Origin of the sequence: Runella sp. MFBS21 (assembly GCF_029433105.1) — a bacterium.
In the GTDB taxonomy this organism is placed as follows: Bacteria; Bacteroidota; Bacteroidia; order Cytophagales; family Spirosomataceae; genus Runella.
This window is the reverse complement of the sequence record NZ_JARNTW010000012.1, coordinates 171,887-189,002: the sequence shown is the minus strand read 5'-3', so window position 1 is coordinate 189,002 and position 17,116 is coordinate 171,887. Positions and strand designations below refer to the sequence as shown.

13 protein-coding genes are annotated in these 17,116 nt (G+C 40.3%); 7 read left to right on the top strand and 6 right to left on the bottom strand.

The window, feature by feature from the left end:
* Window positions 1–17: 17 nt before the first annotated feature.
* Window positions 18–2,318, bottom strand: coding sequence for an SLBB domain-containing protein (locus P1X15_RS21265; RefSeq protein WP_277340144.1), 2,301 nt, complete (start codon window positions 2,316–2,318; stop codon window positions 18–20).
* 543 nt (window positions 2,319–2,861) lie between these two features.
* Between P1X15_RS21265 and wecB the strand changes: the two genes are divergently transcribed.
* The 4 genes from wecB (at window position 2,862) to P1X15_RS21245 (ending at window position 6,927) form a co-directional block, all read left to right on the top strand.
* Window positions 2,862–3,977, top strand: coding sequence for a non-hydrolyzing UDP-N-acetylglucosamine 2-epimerase (gene wecB, locus P1X15_RS21260; RefSeq protein ID WP_277340143.1), 1,116 nt, complete (start codon window positions 2,862–2,864; stop codon window positions 3,975–3,977).
* Window positions 3,978–4,013: 36 nt separating this feature from the next.
* Window positions 4,014–4,745, top strand: a complete 732-nt coding sequence (locus P1X15_RS21255) for a class I SAM-dependent methyltransferase (RefSeq protein ID WP_277340142.1) — start codon at window positions 4,014–4,016, stop codon at window positions 4,743–4,745.
* A gap of 3 nt (window positions 4,746–4,748) precedes the next feature.
* Window positions 4,749–5,843, top strand: coding sequence for a glycosyltransferase family 4 protein (locus P1X15_RS21250; RefSeq protein ID WP_277340141.1), 1,095 nt, complete (start codon window positions 4,749–4,751; stop codon window positions 5,841–5,843).
* 160 nt (window positions 5,844–6,003) lie between these two features.
* The gene (locus P1X15_RS21245; protein WP_277340140.1) at window positions 6,004–6,927 is read left to right on the top strand and encodes a bifunctional 2-polyprenyl-6-hydroxyphenol methylase/3-demethylubiquinol 3-O-methyltransferase UbiG; all 924 of its coding nucleotides are present in this window, start codon (window positions 6,004–6,006) and stop codon (window positions 6,925–6,927) included.
* Between the two features lie 33 nt (window positions 6,928–6,960).
* Here the strand turns inward: P1X15_RS21245 and P1X15_RS21240 are convergent, their stop codons facing one another.
* A complete protein-coding gene (locus P1X15_RS21240) occupies window positions 6,961–8,712 on the bottom strand; it encodes a hypothetical protein (protein ID WP_277340139.1) in 1,752 nt (583 codons plus the stop codon).
* Between the two features lie 99 nt (window positions 8,713–8,811).
* Between P1X15_RS21240 and P1X15_RS21235 the strand changes: the two genes are divergently transcribed.
* A complete protein-coding gene (locus tag P1X15_RS21235) occupies window positions 8,812–10,323 on the top strand; it encodes a lipopolysaccharide biosynthesis protein (RefSeq protein WP_277340138.1) in 1,512 nt (503 codons plus the stop codon).
* A 64-nt stretch (window positions 10,324–10,387) separates the two neighbouring features.
* Here the strand turns inward: P1X15_RS21235 and P1X15_RS21230 are convergent, their stop codons facing one another.
* The 3 genes from P1X15_RS21230 to P1X15_RS21220 all read right to left on the bottom strand — a co-directional run bounded on the left by P1X15_RS21230 (window position 10,388) and on the right by P1X15_RS21220 (window position 15,365).
* On the bottom strand, window positions 10,388–10,870 hold the full coding sequence (locus P1X15_RS21230) for an META domain-containing protein (RefSeq protein WP_277340137.1): 483 nt from the start codon (window positions 10,868–10,870) through the stop codon (window positions 10,388–10,390).
* 54 nt (window positions 10,871–10,924) lie between these two features.
* Window positions 10,925–12,976, bottom strand: coding sequence for a hypothetical protein (locus P1X15_RS21225; RefSeq protein ID WP_277340136.1), 2,052 nt, complete (start codon window positions 12,974–12,976; stop codon window positions 10,925–10,927).
* Between the two features lie 112 nt (window positions 12,977–13,088).
* Window positions 13,089–15,365, bottom strand: a complete 2,277-nt coding sequence (locus P1X15_RS21220; protein ID WP_409049699.1) for a DPP IV N-terminal domain-containing protein — start codon at window positions 15,363–15,365, stop codon at window positions 13,089–13,091.
* A gap of 152 nt (window positions 15,366–15,517) precedes the next feature.
* On the opposite strand from P1X15_RS21220, the gene P1X15_RS21215 reads away from it, so the two are divergent.
* Both P1X15_RS21215 and P1X15_RS21210 read left to right on the top strand, forming a co-directional pair.
* Window positions 15,518–16,102: a Crp/Fnr family transcriptional regulator gene (locus P1X15_RS21215; protein ID WP_277340135.1), complete on the top strand. Its 585-nt coding sequence runs from the start codon at window positions 15,518–15,520 to the stop codon at window positions 16,100–16,102.
* Between the two features lie 70 nt (window positions 16,103–16,172).
* Window positions 16,173–16,742 (top strand): DinB family protein, encoded by a 570-nt coding sequence (locus P1X15_RS21210; protein WP_277340134.1) that lies wholly within the window; start codon window positions 16,173–16,175, stop codon window positions 16,740–16,742.
* A gap of 122 nt (window positions 16,743–16,864) precedes the next feature.
* On the opposite strand, the gene P1X15_RS21205 is transcribed toward P1X15_RS21210, so the two are convergent.
* The gene (locus tag P1X15_RS21205; protein ID WP_277340133.1) at window positions 16,865–17,080 is read right to left on the bottom strand and encodes a hypothetical protein; all 216 of its coding nucleotides are present in this window, start codon (window positions 17,078–17,080) and stop codon (window positions 16,865–16,867) included.
* Between the last annotated feature and the right edge of the window lie 36 nt (window positions 17,081–17,116).

Sequence of the window (17,116 nt, the reverse complement as noted above, 5' to 3'; positions counted from 1 at the left end):
TTTAACAAAAAATAGCCTTATCTTAAGAGTGTTGCTGCCGCAATGGCCAGCGTTCCCAAGAATGATAACAAAACAGGAGCTGATAAATCTGATCTTCGTTCATTTTTGGGCTTGTATGGAACAAAGATAGTGGAACCAGGTTCTATTTTTGGGTGAATTCTAAAGAATAAGAAATGTTTAGTTCGGGCGGCATAGCCATTCGCATACCTTACATATACTTTACTCTTGTGGGCTCTATCTCCATAACCACCTGCTTGGGAAAGATAAGAATTGAAATTAAAATCCTTTGAATAGTTTAGAATAGAAGTATTCAAAACAGCTCCCGTAACTCTTACCAACTCAGATTGTCGGGGTATAATCAAGGTATCCTCATTTTGCAAAGTTAAGTTGCTTTCGATGGCTGGCTGTTCGATGATGTTTTTGATTTGAAGCGCTACTCTTTCGCCGCCCCGTCTCAAAATAGCTCCATCTAAGTAAGCTGATGCACGTATTCCGCCTGAACGTTCAATGAGGCTTGAGATTCGTTCGGTATTGTTTACAATTGCGTACGTTCCTGGGTAGATGACTTCCCCAAGAATGGTCACATTTTGTTGGATTTCATAACGAGGAGATGTTCGGATGTATACAATATCGAAGGGCAGTAGCTTAAATTGTACATCAGTCTGAGTAAGACCCAATTTGGCATCGACTGTTAGGGGGATAATTTGAGTATTGTAATTGTCTGGAACATCAGTCATATTATCATCTCTGATTCTACGTGCTACTTCGATTCTAATAGGAATACCTCCATCTACAAAACCCCCCGCTTGGGTAATAAGATCCGATACACTCATATTATCGGCAAAAAGAGCGTCACCTGGTTGATTAATAGCCCCCAAAATAGTAACAAAGTACTCCTCGCGTAGTTCTTTGACAGATTTGACAACGATACTATCCCGTGCTTTCAAATCTAAATCTGGAGAGGCACCTGATATAATTTTAGTGAAGTCAACCGATACCACTTCAGGGTCAAAGTTGTCTTTTAGTCTATGTACTAAAATTCTATTTTTAAAAGCATCTTCGCGTAAACCATCAGCTTGAGCCAAAAGCTGAGTGAGCGTCTTCGTCTCAGAAGTAAGCGCGTAGTCGCCAGGTCTAAATACGGCTCCTGTAAGCTGTATACGGTTTTGGAAGCGATTGAGTATTTTTCCTATTACATATCGATCTCCAGTTTGTGGCGCTACATTTCCAAAATTTTCTTGCTTTAAGTTTAAAACTTGTTGTTCCCTTTCTGAGTTACGATACAAGGTTATTGAAGCCTTGTAAGCTGACTCATTGAAGCCACCAGCAAAACTCAAAATATCTGTGAATGTTTCTCCCTCTTTTGACTCAAAGATAGCAGGACGTTTTACTTCTCCATCGATTTCGATTCGAGTTGTGTAATAAGAAACATGTATTACATCCTGATCCTGAAGTAGAATGTTGTTTTTTTGTTCTCCTTTTAGTAGAAAATCATACAAATCAATTGTGCGAATGGCTTTATTGTTTCGAATCACTTTAATGCTTCGATAAGTGCCAGTCGAATCAGGTCCCCCACATAGATAAAGAGCATTGAAGACAGTCGCTAGTGACGAGACAGTATAAGTACCAGGTTTTTTTACTTCGCCTGTTATCGTGACTTTGATACTACGGATATTGCCTAGGTTGATAGATGCTCTAGTTCCTCCACCGCTATTAAGTCCAGCATACGCTTGTCGTAGTCTACTAATAATTTTCTCTTTTGCCTCATCAATGGTAAGTCCACTAACGTATATGGGGGCAAAATTGAGAACTTTAACAGTACCTTCAGGGCTTACTTTTAGCTTATAACTATCAGATGCATTTCCATAAATATCTACAAGAAGTTCATCGTCAGGACCTAATACATAGCTAGTAGGGGTGGCTAGACGTAAATTAGGTTCGAAGGCAAGGTCAGAATTTTCAAAGAGCGTTGACCCATAAATTAATAATTTTTTTTGAACCTTAGGAGGTAGTTTTAAAGAGTCTTTTAGGGTTGTGTTTTTTGTTTTTAGTGATAACTTACCTATCTGACGACGAGGGCTTATCACGCTATCTTTCCCATTTTTGTTTTGCTCACTTTGTATTTTTGCGAGGCGTTTACGAGCATTTGAAATATCGGTCAGAGTGAATCCTTGGGCAAGGGCAGCTTGTTCCATCTGAATTTCTGACATACCACTCGCCATAGCTCTTCTATAAAATTCCATAAACTGTTCATCGCTTATACTGTCAATGTTTGGAGCTTGGGAAGATTGTTGGGCTTTAACGGAGATACTATTCAAGCTTAGAGCAACCCCCAAAATGAGAGCAAAAGTCAAAGTATATCTATGGAAGAAAGACATGAAATACGACACGAATATAATTTTTTGAGGATGTGTATGCGAATATTGTTAGATAATCAATGCAGTGTATTTGCTGAAAAGACCTACAAATTAAGTGAACATATAGCATTTTACCAAAATATTGGTACTACACTTATCAAGTGGAAATATTGGATTCAAAACATGTATTTTGAGAGAAAATGTACCAAAAACCCTCAAGGCCACTTAAATAGTAAAGTATTTTTGATTCTACACGAAATGAAGTAAATACTGGAGCTTTTTCAGTAGAAAATATATGAATTACCTTAAGAATTATTCGGATTTTATCCCAAAATAAAACCTTAGTATGAATAGTTTGGGGTTGTATTTTAGGGGGAGAAAAAATGCTCAAAAAATGCTTTTTCCCCTAATAAAGCAAGCATAAAGAAGACCCTACACTGAAGCGTCCGTAGAAATGTGTACCTTTGCGATTCCTGTCCAAAAAGTACTCAGTGATTTTTTGTAATGAAAATACTCAATATAGTCGGTGCTCGTCCTAATTTCATGAAAGTAGCCCCTTTGCATCGGGCTTTTCTGACCAAAAATGAGATTGACTCAAAAATCGTCCATACTGGTCAGCATTATGATGCAAAGATGTCGGATGTGTTTTTTAACCAATTAGGATTGCCCCAACCTCACTATTTTTTAGGAATAGGAGGTGGCTCTCATACGCAGCAAACTGCCAAAATCATGCTGGAGTTTGAGAAAGTGATGGAGGTTGAGCGTCCAGATTTGGTATTGGTGGTAGGTGATGTCACCTCGACTATTGCATGTGCCTTGGTAGCAAGCAAAATGTACGTCCCTATTGCCCATGTAGAAGCAGGATTGAGAAGTGGGGACCGCCGAATGCCTGAAGAAATCAATCGAATCTTGACAGATAGCATCTCCGATTGGCTTTTTGTAACCGAACAGTCAGGTATCGACAATCTCAGAAAAGAAGGTGTGCCAGATGAGAAAGTTTTTATGGTGGGCAATTGTATGATTGATTCGCTGGTATATTATCATCAAAAAGCCCAACAACTTGATTTAACCGATTTGGTAGGAAAATCACTCAGCGCAAATGAGTATGTATTGATGACGATGCACCGCCCAGCCAATGTCGATACTAAAGAAGGTTTACATAGTATTTTAAAAATTATAAAAGATACCGTAAAACTCAAAAAAGTCTTGTTCCCGATTCATCCACGAACTCGAAATAACATTGAAAAGTTGGGCTTGTTGCCAATGCTCACCCAAATTGAAGGGTTGATACTTACTGAGCCGCAAGGGTATTTGGAGTTTTTGAAATTGATGCAAAATGCTGCTATTGTGATCACAGATTCGGGAGGGATCCAAGAAGAAACTACTTTTTTGCAGGTACCATGCCTTACTTTTCGAGATACTACCGAGCGCCCTGTAACCGTAGAGCTTGGCACTAATCAGCTTTTGGCCGATTTGAATCCTCTGACGGTGCAGCAAAAAGTAGAAGAAATCCTCACAGGACGTACTAAAAAAGGTAATATTCCTCCTTTATGGGATGGATATGCCTCCGAACGTATCGCCGATATTTTAGTACAAAAACTCCATGGTGAGTTGGTATAATTGTATTATTTGTAAGTGATTGATAAATTTATTCCTATGTCCCAAAACGTCCGCACAGAGGCGCTGCCCGACAATCCCGATGAGCATTATCGTATCAAGCCTCCCTTTGGGCATCCGCGTTGGTATTATCTAAAAAAACTCCGTGCATTGGTAGAATGGGGGCGCGATAAGCATGTGACTTCTCTTGCCCAAAATACAACTATTACATTGGCCGACTATGGGTGTGGGACCAAACCCTACCTTTCTCTTTTTAGAAATAAAAATATCCAGTATTTAGGTATTGATTTGGCATGGAATCCACATGCTGATATTATTGTGGGGAGTGATAGTAAGATTCAATATGGAAATAGCGAGATAGATGTAGTGCTTTCAACTCAAGTACTAGAGCATGTAGAAGACCCAGAAGGCTATCTTAGTGAAGCGCATCGTATCTTAAAACCCGACGGCACTTTGTTGTTGACAACGCACGGGTATTGGATGTATCACCCTGACCCTACGGATTATTGGCGTTGGACCTCTACAGGATTGAAAAAAATCGTAGAGCGAAATGGGTTTGAAGTGGTCGCATTTCGTGGAATTATTGGACGCTCAGCAATGGGGTTACAGCTATTTCAGGATGGGCTTTTGTTCAAACTTCCGTCATTTTTACGTCCTTTGCTCACGATTCCCATGCAAGCTTTGATTGCACTTTTTGATAAGATTAATACTCAACAAGCCACTGATACCGACGGATGTACTTACCTGGTAGTGGCAAAAGCCAAAAAATAAAGTATGAAGATAGGAATGGCCCATCCTAATAAACGGAATTATTCGGAAACGTTTATTAGGTATCATATCGAATACTTAAAACCTTTTTTTGTACTTACAGGCGGAAAAAGACCTTATGAAGACCAAAATGGGAAATCTATTTTTCCATTCAGTGAACCTATTAGGGTTTTTATCAAAAGGCTTATTCCAGTATTGTATGCTAAGGTTTACACGCACTATTTGGCTAAGTATTTACTTCAACAGCAGCCTGATGTAGTAATAGTAGAATATGGAACTACGGGCGTAGGAATTATTGATGGTTGTATCAAGGCCAGAATTCCGCTGGTAGTGCATTTTCACGGATTTGATGCTTTTGAAAAAAAAACGGTAGAAACACACTTGGCCGAATACCAAAAGATTTTTAGATACGCTAAAGCAATTGTGGCAGTGTCGAGAGATATGGTAGAGCGTTTGGTGGAATTAGGCGCTCCTCGTGATAAAGTCTATTTTGTGTCGTGTGGGGTAAAAATACATGAGTTTTCTGGTGCAAATCCGGCTACTTCCGAAAAATTGGCAGTTGCAGTGGGGCGTTTTACGGGCAAAAAAGCCCCCCACTTGACTATCAAAGCATTTGACAAGGTTTTGGAAACTCATCCTGACGCCCGTTTGGTCATGATTGGACATGGTGATTTGTTTAATAGTTGTAAAAAACTAGTAGAAGATTTACAACTTCGACATGCCGTGCAGCTACTTGGCGTCAAAAACCCAAGTGAAGTAGCCTCCTATCTTAGAGCAGCTCGTTTATTTGTACAACATTCAATGTTTAATCCCGAAAACAATGATTCGGAAGGTACTCCTACTTCTATTTTGGAAGCAGCGGCGACGGGACTACCTATCGTAAGCACACGACATGCGGGTATCAAAGATGCTGTAGAACATGGTAAAACAGGCTATTTGGTAGAGGAGCAAGATGTTGAGAATATGGCGTATTTTATGTCAATATTGTTTGCCGATGCCGCATTGGCTGCTCAAATGGGAGAAGCTGCTCGTGAAAAAATGATAAAAGAGTATGCTATTGATTTACAGACCGATAAACTATTGGAGGTTTTAAAAAATTAGAATAGCTACTCCCAATACACTACGTAATTAAAGAATTTGAAAATGTATTAATTGGTGGATAATCAAGAGATTGCTTAGGCGGTTTGTTGCAGCTATTACTCCATTTCTAAATAACTTTTCAAATATTGTACTAAAGCGAAGCTTTGATATAGAATGACTTATGAAAAACAATCTCTTCGATTCTAAAATGACCGTTGTTTCCCCACTTACTGGTAAGGATAATGTTGTACTTGAAAGCCAATTGTCAGCCAGCCAAATCATAGAGCAGTACCAAAAAGAATTTAGCGTAGATGTAAGTAGCTATTTTAAAGGACTGGACAATATCGATATTTACCAATGCCAGACTTCTCAATTGCGGTTTTATTATCCTTTTTCATTGGCAGGTGATGGACAATTTTACGCGGATTTGGCTAGGGTTTATAAGGGCTATTATTCGCTGTGGAAGTGGGAGCATGAGAAGACAATTCAACATATAAAGGAAGGACAAAAAATATTAGAAATTGGCTGTGGCAATGGTTATTTCTTGCAGAAAATAAAAGAAAAAAAGGCAGAAGGCATTGGTCTGGATTTTAACCCTGAGGCAGTGGCCTATGGTAAAACACAGGGAATCCAAATCATCGACCAGACTATTGGTGTGCACGCCACTTTGCACAAAGAAAAGTATGATATGGTATGCGCTTTTCAGTTGTTTGAGCATGTCAATGAAGTCGGACAATTTATCAAAGATTCGTTGACTTGTCTGAAAAAGGGAGGTGTCTTTGCTATCGGTGTACCCAACAATGATAGCCCTATTTTTGCACTTGATCCCTATCATACGCTCAATGTACCACCGCATCATATGCTACTTTGGGATGCTCGCTCATTGGCTTATTTGGCTACCCAATATGATTTGTCAATCGTTGATATTTCGATTCAGCCTTCGGGAGCTATCAATCGTAGTATGGCGTATAGATTGTGGCTCAATAAGACACTGGGCAATAATATCCTTAGTAGCACTACCCATATACTTACTCGTTGGCTAGTCAAACGCTTGCCAGTGTTTCCGCAAGGAGCCACCGTAGTAGCAGTTTTTCGCAAAAACTGAACCTTGCTAGTTTAGGTGATGCATTTTGTGAATCTATGGTTGTACGTGAACCGCTGACAACTCAGTATCACCCACAAAATCGATAGGCATCGGAATGGATTTTAATGGCCAATGCTTAAGAATAGAGGGGCGAATATCGGTCGCTTCAAAAAAATAACGATTGATACTCACAACCGAAACAGGCTCTGACTTGGTCAGAGATTGATGTGTGAGCATATATCCTAAATCGGCGACTGTTTGGGTCAAAGGAGCTATCCATAAATGCTGAGAGCTTTGGTAGGCCGAAAATTGAGTATTTGAATGGGACTCATAACCCGTATACTGAAACTTAAAGGCGGGTTTGGTATGATCGGTGGAGATATTGAGTTGACAATCTTCGCAGTGAACACTTTCGTGGCGAAAAGTAGAGGTAAAAGAAGGTATTTGCCAAATACCACTTTCTATGATTCGATGCGTATTTTGATTGATGAGGTGATACTCTTGAGAGCCACGATGAGCCGGATAAAAACTCCAGCGACTGTTGACTTTAAAATTGAAAGCATCAGCTTCAATTTGATGGTGTAAATTGATGATATGAGGCGTGTGTATAATATAGCTTGCCATCCAAAAAATACCTGCAAATACCATTCCTATGACCCTGACTTGTAGACGGTATGAAAGATATTGTAGCCCCCAACTATACAAGACAACTATGAAAATTTGGGAATAGATGCGATAATAGTCAGGGAATGACCACTGATTAAATTTGACGCCTACCCGATTGAAAGCTGCGGCAAGCCCTACAATGCCCAAAAAGAAAACGATGTGTAATAAAAACAGTTGATTTAAATTTAAGTTTTGCCGTGATTTCCACAATATTTGAGGAATTTGCTGCCACGGGGAGGCCTGGAAAATAGGTCTTAATTGGGAAAATACCCAAGTCAATAAACCCCCAAAGCTGAGTATTCCGATGAGCATTGCTGTCATTTTGCCAGCTTTGAGAGAACCAAAATCAAAAATATCGAAGAAAAACGTAGGAAGATAAAAGGGTAAATTGAGAATTTTGGTAAGCAAAGGCACGTTTTGGGGCGCAAAAGAACTTGGTTTTCCGCCTCCGCCAAAATACCCAACTATACAGATGAGAGCCACTAGTATCCAGATAATTAAATGATTACGCCTATTTTGCCATACTAAAATAGAACCACCTACGCCCCAAGCAATAAGCCCCGTACCTGTGTTGAAAGTAGCTAAAAAAGCTAGCAATAAAGCTAAAACGAGCTTGTGCGGAAAGTAAATTAATGTATAGATTGTTCCTATGACGAATAAAATGGTATAATGATTGGAGAGGCCATAAGTGGTAAAGATGTTGTGATAGCATTGTGGTTGCCATAATACCCAAGTAATGGGACATAAATAAGAGATTTTAACAACGAAATTACGGCCGGGTAAAGATTTCCAAAACAAAAATGGTAAGACTAATAAGCCACTATTACCAATCAACAAAAGGGCTTGGAAATTGACAGTGCCATTGAGCCAATAACTCGACAATAAAAACAAACGTAACCATACGATACGATGCTCAAAGTAAAATCCAAATAGATGTTGCCATTGTTGAGCAGAGTCTTGGGCTTGAGTCCAGTCAGCCATAAAATTGACCGCCCACAAAAAATCATCCCAATAGGGAATATTAGAAGTGTATTGCAGAAGGTAAAACCACCATATCGCCATGGCACTACCGATAGCTATTGAGGGAAGAACAAGCGGAAATAGAAAGGAGGACTCCTTGCGTAAAACCTGCGTAATCATGTTAAATTTGGGGTTGGGTAGTGTAATAAAAACTATACCAAAACGCCAATCTCAACAATTGTGCCAAATGGGATATTTTAAATGTAAATAGAAGTACAAATGGGAGTAATTATTAGGCAAAGCCTTAAAAATTCGATAGTTACATATTTAGGAGTTGTCATAGGAACCATCAATATCCTTTACCTCTACAATAATTTTCTGGAGACTGACCAAATGGGCTTGTATAGTGCTCTGACGAGCTATCCCGTGGTGTTTGCGTCTTTTACGCAGCTCGGAATTCCGTTTGTAGCAGTTAGGTTTTTTAATCGTTTCAGTAATGAACGAAACCAACACAACGGCTTTTTTGTGTTTCTGCTGGTAGCACCTTTGATAGGATGTCTCATTTTTACGTTGTTTTACCTATTTGGGGTTGATTTTTTTCGATGGTTATACGAAGAAAATTCGCCTCTTTTGGTAAGTTACTATTATTACTTACTGCCTCTAACCCTCTGTTTGGTATACATGGCAGTGCTTGAAGCCTATGCTAGGGTGCATCTGCGGATTGTGGTACCGGCTATTATTCGAGAGCTGGGAATCAAGCTGACCAATTCTCTTTTGGCGATTTGCTATGGATTTAAGCTCATTACTTTTAATGAACTCATTATGGGCTTGGTTTTGGTACATGTGGTAGCCGTAATAGCCCTTTTTGGATATTTATATTGGCTTGGGAGGTTGTATTGGAAGGTTGATTTTAGTTTTATTCGAAAGCCCGTTTTTCGTGAAATGTGGCAATATGGCCTTTGGGTAATCATGGGTGGAATCAGCGTCAATTTGGCACTTAATATTGAGAAGTTTTTTTTGCCCCTCTATAGCAATGGAATGACCAATACGGCCATCTTTGACATTGCCGCCAAAATCGCCCTCATTATTGCGATTCCTCGCAATGCCCTTGCTTCTATCAGTACGCCGCTTCTTAATGAATCTTGGCAAAAAAATGACATGGCTCATATCGACGAAATCTATAAGAAATCATCACTCAATTTGCTCATTATCGGAGGGTTATTGTTCTTAGGGATATGGTGTAATATTGATAGTATTTTCAAAATTATCCCTAAATCTGAAATATACCAACAAGGTAAAATGGTGGTGTTGTTTGTAGGTTTGGGGAGATTGGTTGATATGGCTACGGGTCTTAATTCTGAGATTTTGGTAGGCTCCAAATACTACCGTTATGACCTTTTCTTTTATGTTTTTCAAACCCTCATGCTTATCATTGCCAATGCCATTTTGATTCCGACTTATGGCTACAATGGAGCGGCTTTGGCGATGCTTGTGGCCCTTACGATTTACAATTTTATCAAGTTTTGGTTTATCTATAATCGTTTTGGTCTGCAACCCTTTACAAGCAATACACCCAAGGTCATGGTCTTGATTGCAATAACTTATGGCGTTTCGCTGCTGATTCCCTCTCCTTCTTCTACTTTAATGAGTATTTTAATAAATATAGCCCTCAAATCTCTGTTGATTGTAGTGGTATTTGGAGGGGGAGTGCTGGGGTTGAGGATTTCGGAAGATGCCAACAAAACCCTTTGGTCTATTTGGCAAAAAACAAAAGGGTATTTGGGTAAATAAATTATGAAAAAACCTCCTTTTTAAAATCATGAAAAGGAGGTTTTAGTGTCAATGAAGGAGGGATTTATTGATTAAAAAACATCACTTCAGTAGCAGGCTCTCCCACGTATAATTTGAGCGTCTTGCCTTCTACTGCAAACTTCTTCACATTTTGCAAGTTGTTATGAAAATCCCTTTCGGCTTTCATTTGTTCGGCAGTGCCAGCCATTTTTGTCATACCGATGGGGGCTGCAATTTGAATAGTAGATTGAGCTTCGTTATAAGTAAAAGATGTAGAGTATAAATTTACAAAAGACCGGCCATTTACTATCAAAATGTCAGAAGATTCACCTTTCGAAAATTCGATAGTAGCCTCACTATTGGCTGGAACGGTTTTGTCTTTGAGATACTCTTTAAAAATCCACTTGCCCGACAATTTTTCAAAATTACCGCGTGTGTTTTTAATTTTGGCAACGTTGTTTAATTCATCGTTGGGTGTTACTTCATTTTTGTTGCAACTTGCACTTACCAACATCACAACTGATAACATACTAATCAACTTAATCATGGCTTTTGTATTTGGGTTTGATTAATAACTTTTATTTACTGACCATGACGCACACTAAAGTCTAAAGGTTGGAAATGCTTCTTTTGATTGATATATGTAGCCTGTGAGCGGAGGTGTAAATAATTGATTTTCAGGATGGTGAGAGGTGCTAAAAACTAGGTCATAATTTGAAGTATCGAAGCCCTTAACCTGGGCTTCAGTAGTGGGGTCAACATTCACCACAAAGACAAAACGTGCGTGTGGGGCATGAGTCCATACCCATAGCTTGTTGTTGGGGGCTGTGCTTGGCGCTACAAGCCAATTCACTGTTTGGGATTGGATGTGTTTCCAAATAGATTCCGCAAACAGACGTAGTTTATTGAGTTCTGCAAATTGAGATACATTCTTTCCCCATTCAAAAGGTCCATGAGTTACTTTATCTTCCTCCCTATCATCATGGATTTGGAATACGTACAGTTTGGTATATTCTTCATTTTTACCCCGTTCAAGATGCAAGTTTCGTACTTCAAAACCTAGGCTGTAATAACTAGGCATATCGGTCAAAAAAAGTCCCATAAAATACCGCACTAGATTGCCGTTTTGATAAAAAATGTCAAAACGAGGGTCGTCTTTGTCGGCAGTGATGATAGTAAAGCTAGGGGCAAATTGCCGTGTACGAAGCAGTTGGTCATAGAGAGAAAAGCGTTCAGAAAATTCCGCACTTCCTACGACCGACGCTTGCAAATCGCCTAGAGTGGCGTCGGCATCGATGGCTTCGAGGTGGTCGAGTTCGTTGCCGTAGCCCATCACGTTGGGGGGAGCGATAAATGTCTCGGCATAAAAAGCGAAATATTTGACGCCTCGTTTTTGAATAAAAGTTTTAACCGCTCGTAGCGGGTCATAAAAAGCATCTATATCGCTCGGTACTCCTTCGGGGCGCATTTGGACGTGTGCCATATCGCCTCTCATAAAATCGAAGTTGAATAGCTGTTGACACTCGTAATATTTTCTGGTAAAATAATGCCAAGCACCTACATTAGGGTGTTTAAAATCCAATTCCCACGCTTCATTATTGTTTTTGGAATGGTAAAACCGATAGCGTGTCAATGGCCCAAATACTCGCGACATCTCTTGAGGATGGTCAAACTCATACTGAAACCACGGTGTATCTCTTTCGTCAAGTACAAATACTTCTGGATTGATATGCAAGCCACGGTAAGGAGGTGCCATGGTCATAGGAAGTGTCTCAAAACCTTGAGCAATCAAGGTTTGCATCAAAGCCAATCTGCGGTATAAACGCTGCTGTTGATCAAATCCAAAAATAATTTCTTGACGTTTTTTGTCACTCAAAAGAGGGATTTCGGGGTCGAAAAGAATATCTTTTCCAAAATTGAGTTGACTTCCGTCAGCGGTGCCGTGCTCTTGGAGAAAAGCCCAAATCACTGTTTCCACTTGCTGCCATACATTCTCTGAATGGTCGATAAGTGCTCCGCCCTCGCGCCGTATCCATTCAAAAATCCGAGGATGAATCAGCACAATTTCCGAAAAACGGTCAGTGTGAGGAATCACGTCAAGTCCTACTGTTTTGCCTAAAGCATGGAGTAAATTGACCACCACTTTGAGCTGCTTTTCGACATTGTCGAGCCAAGGTAGGGCCTCTTGAAGTTTGTTACTAAAAAACGCTGCATTGATATTCCAACTTACTTTTCCATATAAACTCCCCACTACGCCCGGTTCCCAGATGGGTAATAGATGAACCGAATCATGAAACTGAGGCAGGGTAAGTGCATAGGCCACCACATTCCAAAAGCTACCAATCGTACGGACATTGACCCCCACCATATTTGATTTTTTGAGCCATTGACTATCGGGTTGGTTCTTGACAGGGGAATCAATAGTTTCGGCAGGATTGAGAGCCCGCAAAAAAACGTCATTACCAAGCCTTTGTCGTAGGATTTCGAGTAGCTGGAAAGTGTCGAGTTTGAGGGAAAACTCTGGTAAAAAATAGGGAACAAATGAGCATTGAGACTGCTCAAAATCAGTAAGAAAGCGATGGTGAATATCGCGCCACTCTCGTACATATTCATCATATGTGAGTGAAGTATTGGTAGTAAAGGGATTCATCATAGGTGTTGTAAAGCGACAAAATAATACTTTTTTTGGAAAAAGTACAAAGAAAAAAGCCGCTTTAAAACGGCTTTCTATCAACTACAAATATCCTTACTTGATAATTATGAACCTATTTGCTAGTAGGAGGCGAAAGAGGCAGCGTCCAAGCAGGTGGCTCGGTTCCTAATAAGTGTTTTACGAAAAAATCACGCCTTTTACGTTCTCCATAATCTCCCCCTGCGGAGTGTCCCATGTTGGGAATCATCAAAAAATCAAAGTCTTTATTGGCCTTAATAAGCGCATTAACAAGCTGCATCGTAGAAGCTGGGTCTACATTGTCGTCCACTTCACCCAAGATAAGCAAAAGCTTTCCTTGAAGCTTTTCGGCGTGAGTCACATTGGAGCAATCTGCATAGTGAGGGCCTATAGGATACCCCATCCATTGTTCATTCCACCAGATTTTATCCATACGATTGTCATGGCAGCCGCAAGAAGATACACCTACCTTATAAAACTCAGGATAAAACAGTAGTCCGCCCGTCGAACTTTGCCCACCAGCCGACGTACCGTAGATACCTACTCGGTTCAAATCCATGCTGGGGTATTGGCGAGAAGCGGCTTGGAGCCACAAGATACGGTCTGGAAAGCCCGCGTCTTTGAGGTTTTGCCAGCATACATCATGAAAAGCTTTAGAACGTAGCGATGTACCCATGCCGTCGAGTTGAACCACAATAAAACCCAACTCGGCCAATTCAAACATGGAGCGATTGTAAGTCATAAAAGACTTAGGAGTAAAAGCACTATGTGGCCCTGCATAAATATTTTCGATGACAGGGTATTTCTTTTTAGGGTCAAAATGAGTAGGGCGTATGATGATTCCCCAGATGTCAGTTTGACCATCACGAGCTTTGGCCGTAAATACCTCTGGCGCTTTCCAGCCTGCTTTTTGCCATTCTGAAATATCTGCTTTTTCTAACTCCATCAATACAGAACCGTCGGTGGCCGACCGCAAAATCGTGAGCGGGGGCATATCGACTCGTGAATATATATCTACAAAAGACTGAAAATCAGGGGAGAAAAAGGCTGTATGATTAGCATTGTCGGAGGTGAGTGGTGTAAGACCCGTGCCGTCGAAATTGATACGATAATAATGAACAAAATAAGGGTCTTGTGGAGGGTTCATTCCACTTGCCGCAAAGATAATTTGACGTTTGTCAGGATTAACGTTTACCACATTACGTACAACCCAATTACCTTTTGTAATCTGATTTTTGACTTTGCCCGTTTCGGCATCGTACAAGTAAAGATGATTCCACCCGTCTCGTTCGGAGGCCCAGATAAGCTCTTTACCGTCTGCTACATCATAACGGTATTTTTTACCACTATAGTCAATAAAAGTTTTGCTTTGCTCTTCTACCACAGCTCGTACGTTTCCAGTAGTAGCGTTTACCTCAAGTACGCGATAAATTTGATGACCGCGTTGGTTATACTCAAAACTAAAAGCCCGGCTATCTTTGCGCCATTCTACGCGCGAAATATTGTATTGGTGATTGAATAAGGCATCATCTATCGGAATGTGTTTTTTGGAGTCTATCAAAAAAAGCTGAGGTCTCCGAAAAGGAAGCGCGTCGCCAGGTTTGAGATATTCTCGGTTTTCGAGTTTGGGTTGAAGTTGATCTTCGGGTGACGAACGTACGAAATATATCAGATGCTTTTGATTGGGACGGATTTTGTTGGCTACCACTTTTTTCGAATTGGGCGACCATTGCACATAGCCTGAATAGTAATCTCCTTCTGAGCCGTCGTAGCTCAGTTGGAATTCTTTTTGGGTGGATACTTCACGAATGTAAAGGTTGTAGTTTTTGATGTATGCCGTCCAGTTACTATCAGGCGAAAAAATAGGCTTGTCAAATTGGTCGTTGCCACTTGCACCCCAGTATCTTCTTTCTTCAGCTCGAATAGGTTCTTTTTTTGTCAAAATTTGATTGTTTAGTCCATATGTCCACACAAAATCCTCTGCGTTGAATTCAATCTCTTGGTCATTTTTGAGATATTTAAACGTGCTGAAAGGCAAGGCATAAGGCTCAATTTTTTTGTTGAGCGAGTGAGAAAGTTGTTGGGCTAATGACTCCTGATTAAACGCAAGTTGACGTTTTTTCTCTTTGGCATTGACGGCAATAAATTCCTTGCCACGTGGGGTTTGGATAAGGTACCAAAACCATTGGCTACTCATCGACCAAGTGGCTGTCGAAGGTGCACTATAAACTTTGTCTTTGAGTTGATTTTTGAGTTGTTCGGAACGTTGGTAGTCTTTGAGTTTGCCTTGGGCGAGGGTCAATTGACTCAAAAGAAAAGACATCACTAACGTTTTGAGGAAAATGGGCTGGGGTAGATTAAAATGTATCATGTAGGTGTAAGTTAAGGTAATACAAATTTAAAGGTATTTTGGGGGCTTTTCTGCCGTCTTATTAGCCAAGATTGGTATTATTTTAACTCGTGAATGAATTCAAGTAAATAGGGGCTTACTTATATTTGTATGGTTTAACTTTTCTCATTTTCATGCAAGCAGCACTCGACTTATTACACCAACTTACAGACTCTGTTTCTCCTTTATCTCCTGAAGTTTGGGAAGATTTTTCAAAGATATGGAAGCCTTTTTCTGCCAAAAGAAAAGAAATTTTAACTATTGCTAGGGAGAAAGAAAAGTACCTGTATTTTGTGATAGAAGGCGTACAGCGAGTGTATTATTTTGACGAACAAAATCGCGAAGCCACCATTGTATTTACCTATGCGCCGTCGTTTGGAGGCGTATTGGACGCGTTGATGTTGCAGCATCCTTCCAAATATTATTACGAAACACTGACGGTATCCACATTTTTGCGAGCTTCTTACTATGAGCTTTATGAGCTAATGCAGCAGCATAGGGAAGTAGAAGCGCTTGTGCGACAAGGAGCAATGATTTCTCTTTCGGGGGTATTGGAGCGGTTGGCAGAACTGCAATGCTTCAGTGCTGAAGACCGTTTCAGGCGCCTCTTGCAACGGAGTCCGCATATTTTGCAATTGGTTCCTCATAAATACCTCGCCAATTATTTGGGAATGGATGCCACAAATTTTAGCAAACTGATTAATAAAGTGAGGATGTAGAAAATGTTGGTAAATACCAAGAATTGTTTTGGACGGTTCTCCCAATTTTGTACCCATAAAACAAACAGTCATGGAAACAATTCTCACCAAACAATTGCTCGAAAAATTAGAAAATCGTGTTGACAGTCACTTGCAAACGGTGATTCAACAATTTCAAAATCTTAAAGAAGAAGATTTACTATGTCCCTCAGTAACAGGTGGGTGGAGTATTGCGCAATGCTTGGCGCATCTCAATAGTTATGGAGATTATTATCTGCCTGAGATAGGGGCAAGGTTAGCAAAAATGTCCCTATCTCAACCTAATGAAACCTTCAAAAGTTCTTGGTTGGGTGCTTATTTTATCAAAATGATGGAACCGCAAACGGGCAAGAAAAAATACAAAGCTTTCAAAGGGCATATCCCTCCCCCAACATTAGATGCCTATGCAGTAGTAGCGAAGTTTATTCAGCAACAAGAGATTTTGTTGAACTATTTGAGGCGTGCCTATAGCGCTGATTTGAATCAGATAAAAATTCCTATTTCGATAGCGCGTTTTCTAAAATTAAAATTGGGTGATGTGTTTCAATTTATGATTGCGCACGACGAACGGCATTTGCAACAAGCCCTGCGCAATCTTCAGAAACATTCAGTTGTGATTTGAAATAGTGAATTTTGCCTCGGAGACGCAATACCAATTTGTCACCAAATAATATTTTGGTGACAGCCACAGCTCGTCCCGACATATTGTCGGGGCGTAACTGGTTTAAAGTCTCCGACTTTACTTTAAAGAATGCCACTTGCGCGTCGGAGACGCAATACCGTTTTGTCACCAAATGATAGTTTGGTGACAGCTGCTGTTGCTCGTACCGACATATTGTCGGTACGCAACTGGTTTAAAGTCTCCGACTTTACTTTAAAGAATGCCACTTGCGCGTCGGAGACGCAATACCAATTTGTCCCCAAATGATTGGTAACAGCTGCTGTTGCTCGTACCGACATATTGTCGGTACGCAACTGGTGAAAAGTCTCCGACTT